The 12,415-nt window shown below is 63.2% G+C and carries 11 protein-coding genes; 3 read left to right on the top strand and 8 right to left on the bottom strand.

Annotated elements, in window-relative coordinates; all coding sequences use genetic code 11:
* From ACL0K2_RS15935 to ACL0K2_RS15920, 4 genes are all read right to left on the bottom strand, one after another.
* Entirely contained in the window at nt 1-3,510 is a 3,510-nt protein-coding gene (locus ACL0K2_RS15935; RefSeq protein WP_413042998.1) for a response regulator, read from the bottom strand.
* Between the two features lie 207 nt (nt 3,511-3,717).
* Nucleotides 3,718-3,876, bottom strand: a complete 159-nt coding sequence (locus ACL0K2_RS15930; RefSeq protein WP_003286662.1) for a YqaE/Pmp3 family membrane protein — start codon at nt 3,874-3,876, stop codon at nt 3,718-3,720.
* Between the two features lie 201 nt (nt 3,877-4,077).
* Nucleotides 4,078-4,296: a hypothetical protein gene (locus tag ACL0K2_RS15925; protein ID WP_045163920.1), complete on the bottom strand. Its 219-nt coding sequence runs from the start codon at nt 4,294-4,296 to the stop codon at nt 4,078-4,080.
* Entirely contained in the window at nt 4,296-5,129 is an 834-nt protein-coding gene (locus ACL0K2_RS15920; RefSeq protein WP_413042997.1) for an MBL fold metallo-hydrolase, read from the bottom strand. The genes ACL0K2_RS15925 and ACL0K2_RS15920 overlap by 1 nt, the downstream gene beginning before the upstream one ends.
* Before the next feature lie 210 nt (nt 5,130-5,339).
* Here ACL0K2_RS15920 and ACL0K2_RS15915 point away from each other — a divergent pair, with 210 nt between their 5' ends.
* Genes ACL0K2_RS15915 through ACL0K2_RS15905 form a run of 3 tightly spaced genes read left to right on the top strand, consistent with a single transcriptional unit; the run spans nt 5,340 to nt 7,993 of the window.
* Nucleotides 5,340-6,719, top strand: a complete 1,380-nt coding sequence (locus ACL0K2_RS15915) for an NfeD family protein (protein WP_413042996.1) — start codon at nt 5,340-5,342, stop codon at nt 6,717-6,719.
* 3 nt (nt 6,720-6,722) lie between these two features.
* Nucleotides 6,723-7,484, top strand: coding sequence for a slipin family protein (locus ACL0K2_RS15910; RefSeq protein WP_045163923.1), 762 nt, complete (start codon nt 6,723-6,725; stop codon nt 7,482-7,484).
* 8 nt (nt 7,485-7,492) lie between these two features.
* Complete coding sequence (locus tag ACL0K2_RS15905; protein ID WP_413042995.1) at nt 7,493-7,993, top strand: LEA type 2 family protein; 501 nt, start codon at nt 7,493-7,495, stop codon at nt 7,991-7,993.
* Nucleotides 7,994-8,074: 81 nt separating this feature from the next.
* On the opposite strand, the gene ACL0K2_RS15900 is transcribed toward ACL0K2_RS15905, so the two are convergent.
* Genes ACL0K2_RS15900 through ACL0K2_RS15885 form a run of 4 tightly spaced genes read right to left on the bottom strand, consistent with a single transcriptional unit; the run spans nt 8,075 to nt 12,393 of the window.
* Nucleotides 8,075-8,398, bottom strand: a complete 324-nt coding sequence (locus ACL0K2_RS15900) for a DUF3325 domain-containing protein (protein ID WP_413042994.1) — start codon at nt 8,396-8,398, stop codon at nt 8,075-8,077.
* Nucleotides 8,399-8,400: 2 nt separating this feature from the next.
* A complete protein-coding gene (locus ACL0K2_RS15895) occupies nt 8,401-9,927 on the bottom strand; it encodes a PepSY-associated TM helix domain-containing protein (RefSeq protein WP_413042993.1) in 1,527 nt (508 codons plus the stop codon).
* Nucleotides 9,924-10,220: a DUF3649 domain-containing protein gene (locus ACL0K2_RS15890; protein ID WP_239611196.1), complete on the bottom strand. Its 297-nt coding sequence runs from the start codon at nt 10,218-10,220 to the stop codon at nt 9,924-9,926. The genes ACL0K2_RS15895 and ACL0K2_RS15890 overlap by 4 nt, the downstream gene beginning before the upstream one ends.
* A 49-nt stretch (nt 10,221-10,269) precedes the next feature.
* Nucleotides 10,270-12,393, bottom strand: a complete 2,124-nt coding sequence (locus tag ACL0K2_RS15885) for a TonB-dependent siderophore receptor (protein ID WP_239611197.1) — start codon at nt 12,391-12,393, stop codon at nt 10,270-10,272.
* Between the last annotated feature and the right edge of the window lie 22 nt (nt 12,394-12,415).

The following is a 12,415-nucleotide window of genomic DNA, read 5'->3' as shown; positions in this document are numbered from 1 at the left end:
TCACAGCAGCTCCACTTTAGGCAACCAGACGCGAATCAACGAGAACAGGCGATCGAGATCGATGGGTTTGGCCAGGTAATCATTGGCACCGGCGACCAGGCAACGGTCCTGGTCGTCCTTCATGGCCTTGGCGGTCACCGCGATCATCGGCAGCTTGGCAAAGCGCGAATCCTTGCGGATTTCCTGCATAGCAGTGAAGCCGTCCATCTCGGGCATCATGATGTCCATCAGCACCAGGTCGATGTCATCGACGCTCTGCAACTGCGCGATGGCTTCGTGACCGTTGCGGGCGATCTCGATCAGCGCACCCTTCTGCTCCAGCGCACTGGTCAGCGCGAAGACGTTGCGCACGTCATCATCGACCACCAGGATCTTGCGGCCCTCGAAGGCTTTTTCACGGCTGCGCACGCTCTTGAGCATCTTCTGCCGCTCTGGTGGCATGTCCGACTCGACCTTGTGCAGGAACAGCGTGACCTCGTCGAGCAGCCGCTCCGGCGAGCGCGCACCCTTGATGATGATCGAGCGCGAATACTTCATCAGCGCGGCTTCCTCGTCGCGTGTCAGGTTGCGCCCGGTGTAGACGATGACCGGTGGAAAAGAACAGATTTCCTCGCGTGCCATGCGTTCGAGCAGCTCGTAACCATCCATGTCAGGCAGCTTGAGGTCGATGATCATGCAGTCGAAAACGGTGGAGCGCAGCAGCTCAAGGGCCTGCTCGCCGAATTCCACCGCGGTGATTTCGACGTCGATGTCCTCGATCAGCCGCGACACGCTTTCGCGCTGCCGGGCATCGTCCTCGACCAACAGGATGCGCTTCACTTTCTGCGCCAACTTCGCGTCCAGCCGGCTGAAGACCTGCTTGAGATCGTCTCGGCTGGTCGGCTTGACCGCGTAGCCGATTGCCCCCATTTGCAGGGCAGCCTCCTTGCGGTCCTCGACGGAGACGATATGCACCGGGATATGCCGGGTGATGGGATCTTCCTTGAGACGCTCGAGCACGGTCAGGCCGGAATGGTCGGGCAGTCGCATGTCCAGCAGGATGGCATCGGGGCGATACTCCACGGCGGTGTCGAAACCGGCATCGGCGCTTTGCGCGATCAGGCAGTTGTACTTCAGCTCGTGTGCGAGGTCGCGCAGGATGCAGGCAAAATGCGGATCGTCTTCGATGACCAGCACCGAGCGCTCGCTGAACGGTGCTCTGTTGCGATCGTCAGCCAGCGTCGGTACCGACGGTTCGCCTAGCCATGCCGGTGCGGCCGCCAGCGCTGTGGACTGGGGCTGGGCCGCAGCGGCGGTCGACTCCGGCAGAGACGGAGGCGGCAACCGCGTCGTTGACTCATCGGCAACGGGCTCGCTGTAGTGCTCCGGGACGATCAGGGTAAACACGCTGCCGGCGCCTGGTTCGCTGTGCACTTCGATGGTGCCGCCCAGCAGTTGAGCCAGCTCGCGGGAAATCGACAACCCCAGGCCGGTCCCACCGTAACGCCGATTGGTGGTGCCGTCCGCCTGGCGGAACGCTTCGAAGATCACCGCCTGCTGGTCCTTGGCGATACCGATACCTGAATCCTGCACGGCGAAGGCGAGCTGACGATCGTCATGCCGCGTCACGCGCAGGGTGACCGAGCCTTTTTCGGTGAATTTGAAGGCATTCGCCATCAGGTTCTTGAGCACCTGTTCGAGCCGCTGACGATCGGTATAGAGGCTGGCCGGCAGGCCATCGCCCAGCTCGACGTCGAACTGCAGCGATTTGTCCAGCGCCTGGGCGAGGAACAGACTCTTCAGCCCGTCGACCATTCGCGCCAGGATGACCAGCTCAGGACGCACGTCGAGCTTGCCGGCCTCGACCTTGGCGATATCGAGGATATCGTTGATCAGGTTGAGCAGATCGTTGCCGGCCGAGTAGATGGAACGGGCGAACTGCACCTGGTCGTCGCGCAGGTTGCCTTCGGGGTTGTCGGCCAGCAGCTTGGCGAGAATCAGCGAGCTGTTCAGCGGCGTACGTAATTCATGGGACATGTTGGCCAGGAATTCCGACTTGTAACGGCTGGCGCGTTGCAATTCGTCAGCACGTTCCTCAAGCATCAGCTGGACTTCATGCAGACGCTGATTCTTCAGATCCATCTCGTCACGCTGCCGCGCAAGCTCCAGAGCCTGCTCGGCGAGCTGCTCGTTGGTCTGTTCCAGCTCGGCCTGCTGTTCTTCCATGTGTGCTTGCGATTCGCGTAACGCGCTCGATTGTTCTTCGAGTTCCTCATTGGCGGCGCGCAGTTCTTCCTGCTGCACCTGCAACTCCTCGTTGAGCTGCTGGGTTTCGGCCAGGGCTCGCTGCAGCCGCTGACGATAGCGCGCGGCTTCGATGGCCGAGCCGATGCTGCCGCTGACGCGCCGCAGCAACTCGTTGTCGTCATCTCGCAACGGCCGCAGGAAACCAATCTCCAACACCGCATTGAGCATGCCGCTGTCTTCCACCGGAGCGATCAGCACGGACCTGGCATCGGTGCTGCCCAGCGCCGAGCTGACCTTCAGGTACCCAGCCGGCAAGCTGTCCAGGCCCATCATCCGACGTTCCAGCGCCACCTGCCCCACCAACCCCTCGCCGAGCACCAGGGTGCGATCGCTGTGCAGCTTGTCCTTGTCCCAACCGAACTCCGCGATCCGCTGCAGCTTGCCGTCCTGAACGACGTAAAGCGCCCCGACGGCCACGTCGAGGTAGCGCGCGAGAAAACTGAGAATGTTCTGCCCCAGGGTCGTCAACCCTTGCTCGCCGAGCATCGACTCGCTGAGCAGCGTCTGGCCGGTGCGATACCAGGCCTGCTGTTCCAACGCCGCGGCATGCGCCTGCTGTTGCTCGAGCGATTGCGCATAGCTATCCGACAGGCTGAGCAGATCGCGCCGCCCGAAGTAAACCAGCAGACCGCTGAATATCAGGCTAAACAGCAGAAAACCGCCGATCAGCGCGGTGGTGACCAACTCTGCGGTATCGGTGCGTTCGGCGCGAACCTGTCGTTCATAGGCGATGAAATCGTTGAGCAGTCTCCGCTGCTCTCGCTTGAGTTCCAGTCCGCGCTGGCTTCGCACGTAGTCCAAGACCGGCTCGTTCCGCGCGCGACGGGTGATCGCCTCCTCGGCGAACCCGACCCACTGGTCATGCAGCTCCTCGACGCGTTTGATACGTCCCAGCTGCACCGGATCATCTTCTGCGTATCGCCTGATCTTCCGGAGCTGGTCTCCGAATGCCGGTAATTCGCTGCGGTAGGGCTCGAGAAAAATCTCCTCGCCGGCCACGAGATAGCCGCGCATCGAGGCTTCCAGCTCGCCGATCGATTTCAGCATCTCATGGGCGTAGGACACACCCAGCACCGAGCGCTCTACCCAATGACTGACGTTCAACAGGAAATAGACGATGACGCTGAAAAAAAACGCACTGAGGAAACCGAACCCGAGGGGAACCGCCACGTTGCGGTTGAGGATGCGCCTGAAGTGGTTCTGATCGATGAAAGAGTTGCCCATCTGGTTCCTTCCCAGGTGCTGCGCAGCGGCAGTGACCCACGGCAGCGCGGGAGCTGCGTCGCAGAAACGAACGCTCCGATCCCGTCAAGTTCAAAGTGATTCGCGTGAGATAGCCTCACGCACGCGGTCGACCGTGGACTTTACACCGCCCCGCTTACAAGCACAAAAAGCCCGGCTGAATGGCCGGGCTTTGTACCAACGTCCGACTCAGCGTCGCGCGATGATCCACACTGCGTGAATGATCCCCGGGATGTAACCCAGCAGGGTCAGCAGGATATTCAGCCAGAAGGCGCCCGCGAAGCCGACTTGTAGAAACACCCCCAGCGGAGGCAGCAGTATCGCGAAGATGATTCGGATCAGGTCCATCATGGTCCCCTAAGGTCTGGTTCTGGCTTAACGCCTACTGTGAATCGACCCGATCGAACCCTGGGGGTTCCTTTGGCGTTGGCGTGCCAACCGGCCAATAAAGGCACCGAATTAAGCGGCGACCGAAGCGGACAGGCAGGCAGCAGGCGTCGAAACCGGTGGCGCGTCTGTATCGCCGCGAGCGCATTCGCCATCGGCCCGCTAATGGTCGGCCGGGGGTGAGCCGGGTCGCGCACCGCGCTTGCGCCGGATGTTGATCCACGACAGCACCGCCAAAGCGAGCATCAGACCGGCCATATTGAAATGCCCCACCAGCAAATAACCCAGCCCGGCCAGCGAGCAGGCCACCAGGCCGATCCAGCGTACATAGCCCATCATGGCGCGCACCGCCCCGCCGGTGCGGTCGTCTTGCGGCGACATCAGCGCCCTCCCGCATGCATGCGCTCGAACTCTTTGGCATCGTGGCTGCAGAACAGCGTTACCTCACCCTTGTGCTCCAATGACAAGGCCCAGAGGCGATGCTGGTTGGCCAGGCGCGCCGGACGATCCACCTCCATCATGCGTTGATACAAGCGCAGTCCCGGCGTGCAATGACGCTCGTTCTGGCCCACTTCGTCGCGGTAGAAGTAGGCGTCGCCGGCGTGCAGCAACCAACCGTCGCCGCTCTGCAGTGCGACGCCCGCATGTCCATGTGTGTGCCCCGTCAGCGGGATCAGCAGAATCTCCGGAGGAAGCCCGCGCAGCTCCCTGACGGCCTGAAAGCCGAACCAACTGTCGCCTCCCGGCTGATAGAACTGCCAGTTGCGCACCGCGTCCCACTGGCGCTGACGATAACGTTGGTGACCAATGAAACTATGGGTGCCACGCGCCGCGTCGATTTCCCGCTGCAACACATGAACCTGCGCCTCAGGGAAATCCTCCAGTCCGCCGGCGTGATCGAAATCCAGGTGAGTCAGGAGAATGTGGCGGACATCTTCAGGGGCGAAGCCCAGTTGGCGAACCTGCTCCAGTGCCGTTAAACGACGCTCGAACTTGATGTTGTTGAGCGCAATGAAGAAAGAACTGAGTCGCTTGCGCGGCTCCAACACATCGCAGTTGCCGAAGCCGGTATCGACCAGTACCAGCCCGTGCCGCTCGGTCTCGATCAACAGGCAGTGGCACACCAGACTGGCCGTCAGTCCAGGGCTGAAACCGTCAAACAGGCGCCCACCCAGCGGACACATGCAGCCACAGTTGAGATGATGAATACGCATGGATACTCCTCAATGGCGAGCCGACAGGATATTTCGTGCGCAACGACCTTATGAATTGTGAGGCCCGATAGCGCGATAGAGTTCAGGCCGTTTCCATCCGGTCGGTAAATGATCGGCTACGCGACAGGAGCCCCGCGCCAGCTGAACTATCCTCTTTGGTGCTGCCGCGATCACTGTCATGACAATCGCCGCCCACGGAGGATCACGCCCATGCGCCACCGCCGCTTCGACCACCTGGCTAGGCTGCTGTCGCTGCTGCTGATCTCGTGGCTGGGATGCACCGGCACGGCTCTGGCTGCAGCGCCAGTCACCGTCCTGCGAGTCGATGGGGTCATCGGGCCGGCCAGTGCCGACTACCTCATCAGGGGCATCCAGCGCGCAGCGCAAACCAATGCGCAGCTGTTGGTGCTGCAGCTCGACACGCCGGGCGGCCTGGACAGCTCGATGCGCGCGATCATCAAGGAAATTCTCGCCAGCCCCGTGCCCATCGCCACCCATGTCACGCCCAGCGGCGCGCGCGCGGCCAGTGCCGGAACCTACATGCTCTACGCCAGCCATGTCGCCGCGATGAGTCCGGGCACCAACCTCGGCGCTGCCACGCCCGCGCAGATTGGCGGCACGCCGGGCGCGCCCCCCGAGAAAAAACCCGACGCGGCCCCAGCGGGGGCCGAGCACGGCGACGCCATGAGCCGCAAACAGGTCAACGATGCCGCTGCTTACATTCGCGGCCTGGCGCAATTGCGCGAACGCAACGCCGAGTGGGCCGAGCAAGCGGTGCGCGAAGCAGTCAGCCTGTCGGCCAACGAAGCACTGAAGCTCAAGGTGGTCGACTACTTGGCGACCGATCTCTCGGACCTGCTTGCCCAACTCGATGGCAAGACCCTTCGGACCGGTGCAGGAGAGCGAACGCTGCACACCGCCAACGCCACGCTCGACCGCTACGATCCGGACTGGCGCGTGCGCCTGCTGGCGGTGATCACCAACCCCAGCGTGGCACTGATCCTGATGATGATCGGTATCTACGGCCTGATATTCGAGTTTTCCAACCCGGGCACCGGCGGTGGCGGTGTGGTCGGCGGTATCTGCCTGCTGCTGGCGTTGTACTCGCTGCAACTGCTGCCGGTGAACTACGCCGGCGTGGCACTGATTCTGCTGGGATTGGGCTTCATGGTTGCCGAGGCCTTCATACCCAGTTTCGGCGTGCTCGGTCTGGGTGGCGTGGCCGCCTTCGTCACCGGCGCGGTGATCCTGTTCGACACCGACGTGCCGGGCTACGGTATTCCCCTGGCCTTGATCGGCACGCTGGCAGCACTCAGTGCGCTGCTGCTGTTCGCCATCGTCAGCATGGCGCTCAAGGCACGTCGGCAACGCCTGGTCAGTGGTGACGCCGAGCTGGTCGGCAGCCTGGCGCCGGTGACCCGAATCGAAACGAACGACCCCGCCTGCGGCTGGGTGCAGCTGCAGGGCGAACACTGGCAGGTGGTGAGCCCCTCGCCCCTGCACCTGGGTCAGCAGGTCCGCGTCGTGGCCAGACGCGGGTTGCAACTGGACGTCACTGCGGCCGACGCGCCGCCCATCGAGAAGAGGTGAATCATGGGTTTTGAAATGAGCTTCATAGCGGTGCTGGTGCTACTGATCGCATTGCTGGCATCAGCCTTTCGTATCCTGCGTGAATACGAACGTGGCGTGGTATTCCAGCTGGGCCGCTTCTGGAGAGTCAAAGGGCCCGGGCTGATTCTGGTCATCCCGGGCATTCAACAAATGGTGCGGGTCGATCTGCGCACGCTGGTACTGGACGTACCGACCCAGGACGTGATCTCCCGCGATAACGTGTCGGTGAAGGTCAACGCCGTGGTCTATTACCGGGTACTGGATGCCGAAAAAGCCATCATTCAGGTCGAGGATTATCATTCGGCCACCAGTCAGTTGGCCCAGACCACCCTGCGGGCGGTGTTGGGCAAGCATGATCTGGACGACATGCTGGCCGAGCGCGAGCAGCTCAACAACGACATCCAGCAGGTGCTCGACGCCCAGACCGACGCCTGGGGGATCAAGGTCGCCAACGTCGAGATCAAGCATGTGGACCTCGACGAGTCGATGATCCGCGCCATCGCGCGCCAGGCCGAGGCGGAACGCGAGCGGCGCGCCAAGGTCATTCATGCAGAGGGCGAATTGCAGGCATCGGAGAAACTGATGCAGGCGGCCGAGATGCTCGGCCGCCAGCCCGGTGCGATGCAGCTGCGCTACATGCAGACGTTGAGCAACATCGCAGGCGACAAGAACTCGACGATCGTCTTCCCGCTGCCCATGGAGCTGCTGCAGGGCCTGGGCAGCCTCACCAGGAAATCCGAGTAGAACGCCTTATGCACATACACCGAGCGATACCCGCTGTCTCTTTGTTATCCACGTTCCTATTGGTACTGAGCCTGGCCGGCTGCGCGGCCTTCGGCCAGCGCGATCCGCTGAACGTCCAGGTCGCCGGCATCCAGCCCCTGCCGGGCGAAGGGCTGGAGCTGCGCATGGAGGTCAAGCTGCGAATACAGAACCCCAACGACATGGCGCTCGATTACAACGGGGTCGCGCTCGATCTGGACGTCAACGGCCGGCGTCTGGCCAGCGGCGTCAGCGACGCGAGCGGCAGCGTGCCGCGCTTCGGCGAAGCCGTGCTGGGCGTGCCGGTGACGGTTTCCGCCTTCTCGGCGGCGCGCCAAGCGTTGGGGCTGGCCGAGAACATCGGCATGAACGAAGTGCCCTACGTGCTGCGCGGCAAGCTGGCCGGTGGGTTGTTCGGCACGCAGCGCTTCGTCGAGAAGGGCACGTTGGATCTGTCCCCGGCGGTAACTTCGCCCTATCGCCGGCCTTGAGTCATTTGCCGACATCCGGGGAATCGGCTGCCAGCGGAATGAAACGCGGGAAACCGATTTCAACGAGTGCCGGGTACAGCGCTAGTACATCACCAGCAAAACGCCGCAGACCGCCAATAGGGGCACCACAGGCAGTACCCAACGTGACCGCCAGGCGAGCAGCAACGCCAGCATGATGCCGGCCAGCATCACCAGGCAAAGCCAGACAACCGCTCCCATCTCACCGCCCTCGCTGGCGATGCATAGCCACAGAGCAACGCCGAAGCAGCCCGCAGCCAGCGTCCGCAGCCCCCTTATCCCCAGCAGATGCGTATCGGCGCGCAACAGCACGCCACGGTGGCGGTTCATGGCCAGGCAGAGCAGCGTCATGCCCAGGTAGGCCATTGCGAAAGCCAATAGCAGCATGGTCAGGCCTCTTGCACGCGAGTGGTCCGACCGCGCGCCGCAGCGGCAACCGGCGTTGTGTTCAAGCGCCAGGCGCAGGCCGCACAGACCAGCCCCACGACGATCATGAACAGATCGACCGACGCCAAGGCCCAGTCACCGCGTCCGACGCTGGCGATCAGATGACCATCGGAGGTCAGCGCGTTGACGACCGGCAAGCCGAGCGCGAGCACGGCGCCGAGCAGCAGTTGCTCGCGCAGCAGGCGACGGCTCTGATGGCGGCGCAGAACGGCCCAGAGCACAGCCAGCAACCAGACGCCGACGAACACCCAGCCTTCGGCCACGGCACGTTCGGCTAATGTCGCCGGGATCAGCCGATTACCCCACAGCAGCGCCAGACTGGCCAGCGGCAGACCGGCGAACACCGACGCGTTCAATGCGCGCACCCAGACCACACTCGCATCACCGCGCTGCTCGCGTTTAGCCAGCCAGACCTGCAGCCCGCCGACCAGCATCGCGCAACCGGCAAGCCCCATCAGCAGATAAAGCAGACGCACCAGCGTGCCGCCGAACTGCGCCATGTGCAGCCCCGCCAGCCAGAGGTAGGCGCGATAGCCCGTGGAGGCGTCCTGGCGGTTGAGCAGCTCACCGGTACTGGCGTCATAGCTGAGGGTGTCTTGCGGCGAACCGATACGCGAACGGTCACGAAGGCGGACGTCGACCACGGCCGAGGCATCATCGGGATGATGCACGCTGACCCAACCCACCTCGCCACCGCCCCATTGCTGGCGCGATTCGGCGATTAGCGCGTCGAGGGACACCGGGGTAGCCGGCGGCTGGTGCACTTCTTCGCGCTCGAAGCTACCCATCACCTCACTGAAGTACTGCATGACATTGCCGGAATAGCTCACCTGGGCGGCGGCCGGCATGTAGGTCGCGGCGAAGATCGCCACACCGGTATACGCCAGTACCAGATGGAATGGAAAACCGACCACGCCGAACAGGTTGTGCGCATCGAGCCAGGCACGCTGGCCGTTGGCCTTGGGCCGCAGGGTGAAAAAGTCTTTGAAGATGCGCCGGTGGATGATCGCCCCCGACACCAGCGCGACGAGCATGAACATGCCGGCCAGGCCGACGATGTACATGCCGATGTCGCCGGCGTGCAGGTTGTAGTGCAGCTTGAAGAAGAACTCGCCGCCGACCGTTTCCGGCATCGGTACGGCCTGCGTACCGCGCGGATCGAAGGCGACGTTGTTGAAGGTCTCGCTGCCATCGACTTCCCAACCGAGCCGCCAGTAAGGCTCGCGCTCGGTCGGGCCGTGCATCCAGAACGCGTGGAGCTTTTCGCTGACGTTCTGCTGCAGCCAGCCGCGCACATCGTCCGCGCCCAGGCTCGAGACCACACCATCATGTAGCGCGGGGCGCATCCAGCGGGTGAGTTCTTTGTCGAAGCAGGCCACAGTGCCGGCGAAGATGATCACGAACAGCAGCCAGCTCGGCAGCAGTCCGCCCCAGGTGTGCAAGCCGGCCATGCTTTGGCGCAGTTTCATGGACGAACCCTCCAGTCGCCGGAAAAGAACGCGGCCAGGCACAGCACCGCGGTCACGCCGACGATCAACAGCCATACCCGCGTGGCACTGCGGGCGGCGAACACGTAGATCACCACCGCCGTCCACACGGCAAAGCTGGCGAGGCTGGAAAACACCACACGATCAGGCCGGGCCAGCGGCAGGTAGACCGCCAGAAAGGCGGTCACCGCGTAGGCGACCGCATAGCCGCCGACCAGCGCCGCGAGCACACGCGACGCGATGTTCCAGCGGTTTATGGATACGTTGCGACTCACCTCGAATCCTCCCTTGCTGGCCGGCAAGCGGCGCGCGGCTCAGCGACGTTCAAAAGCTGTAGCTCGCGGTCGCCACCACGGTGCGGCGGTTGCCCGTGAAGCAGTCGCCACGCGACAGGCAGGTGGTGTAGTAGGTCTCGTCTTCCAGGTTGGTGGCGTTAACGGTGAAGGCCCAGTCCTGATAGGCGTAGCCGAGCATGGCGTCAAACAGCGTCGTCGATGGCGTCTTCAGCGTATCGGTGCCATCCCAGCTGGCGCCGACGTAACGCACACCGGCACCAGCGCTGAAGCCGGGAATGCCGGCGATGCTGAAGCGGTGCTGCGACCACAGCGAGGCCATATGTTCAGGCACGCTGGCGATGCGCTTGCCCTGCTGGGCGGAGGGGCCCTTGGCCACTTCGCTGTCCAGGTAGGTGTAGGTGCTGATCAGATCCCAGTTCGGGTTCATCTCGACCAGCCCTTCGAGCTCCAGTCCCTTGACCCGCGCTTCGCCGGCCTGGATGGTGCTGAGAGGATTCGCCGGGTTGGGCATCTGGCGGTTCTTCTCGCGCAGATCGAACACCGCGGCCGTGAGCAGCGTGTTGCTACCAGCCGGCTGGTATTTCACACCGAGCTCCCACTGCTCGCCCTCGAGCGGTTTGTAGGACTGCTGAGTGAAGTTATCCAGACCGATGATCGGCGTGAAGGATTCGCTGTAGCTGATGTAGGGCGCCACGCCATTGTCGAACAGGTACGTCAGACCGACGCGACCGGTGACCGCGTCATCCTTCTGCCGAGTGCCCTCCTCGACTCGCGTGTCCGCCCAATCCTTGCGCAGGCCGAGGGTCATCAGCCAGTTCTGGTAGCGGATCTGGTCCTGAGCGTACAGGCCCTGCTGGGCGACGCGCTGCTGCGGAACGTCGGAAAGCGTGATGCCGGACGGATCGAAGGTGCCGTACACCGGATCGTAGAGGTCCAGCGGGGTGGCCACGCCGCGAGCGGTCCGGCTATCGGTGACGGCGTGCCGGTAGTCGATACCCACCAGCGCGGTGTGCTGCAGCGCGCCAGTGTCGAAGCGCGACTCGGCCTGATGGTCGGCCGTCCAGATGGTGACTTCCGGCTTGGAAATGGACCAGACGCGGTTGACCGTGCGGTCGTCGGCGCCGAGTACCGGCGGCCAACCGTACATGGTCTGATAGCTGACCTTGCTCTTCTGCCAGCGCAGGTTCTGCCGCAGCGTCCAGGTGTCATCAAGCTGCCAGGCCATCTGCGAGGTCAGCGCTTTCTGCTCGCTGTCGTACTCATCGAAGCCCGGCTCGCTGACGAAGCGCTCACTGCCAATCTCGCCATAGGGCGCGCTGAGCACCGTGCCGCGGTGCGGCAAAAAGGAGCTGGTGGTGCCGCCGTCGTCCTTCTGCACATTGGCCATCAGAGTCCATTCGAACTGCTCGTTGGGACGCCAGGTCAGCGACGGCATGAATAGCAGGCGGTTGTCCTTGGTGTGATCGACCTGGGTCTGGCTGTCACGCTGGATCGCGACCACGCGATAGAGCAACGTGCCGTCTTCATCCAGCGGACCGGTGCTGTCGAAGGCGATCTGCTTGCGGTCGAAGCTGCCGTACTGCAGCTGCAGCTCGCTCTTCTGTTCGGCCTGCGGACGCTTGCTGACGAAATTGAGCAAGCCGCCGACCGAACTCTGCCCATAGAGCATGGACGACGGTCCCTTGATCACCTCGACGCGTTCCAGCGTGAAAGGATCGGTGCGTGTGTTGTTGTAGTTACCGACGCTCAGCTGCAGGCCATTGAGAAAGGTCGTCGGAGACACACCGCGAATCAGTGCGGAGTCGCCACGACTGTCGAAGCCATAGGCCTCGCCGCGCATGCCGGCGACATAGCGCAGCGAGTCCTGGATGGTCAGCGAACCCTGATCGCGGATGCGGTCGGCGGTGATCACGCTGATCGACTGCGGGGTCTCGACGATTGGTGTGTCAGTTTTGGTGCCGCTGACGCTGCGTTTTGCGACATAGCCTTCGACCGGGCCATTGCCCCGCTCGACTTCGCGTGGCGCAGTGATCTGTTGTGCCTCCAGCTCAACCGTATCCTGAGCCTCGGCGGCGAAGCAGGCAATCAGAACTGGCAGACCAAGCGCCAGTGGGCGCAAAGAAAACGGCGGCGAAGCGACAACGAGGCTCATGGGACCAACCCTTCAAATAACG

Source organism: Pseudomonas sp. YJ42 (assembly GCF_047225135.1).
Classification (GTDB): domain Bacteria; phylum Pseudomonadota; class Gammaproteobacteria; order Pseudomonadales; family Pseudomonadaceae; genus Stutzerimonas; species Stutzerimonas stutzeri_E.
The sequence above is the reverse complement of the archived record's forward strand: the minus strand, read 5'-3'. Positions and strand labels throughout refer to the sequence as shown.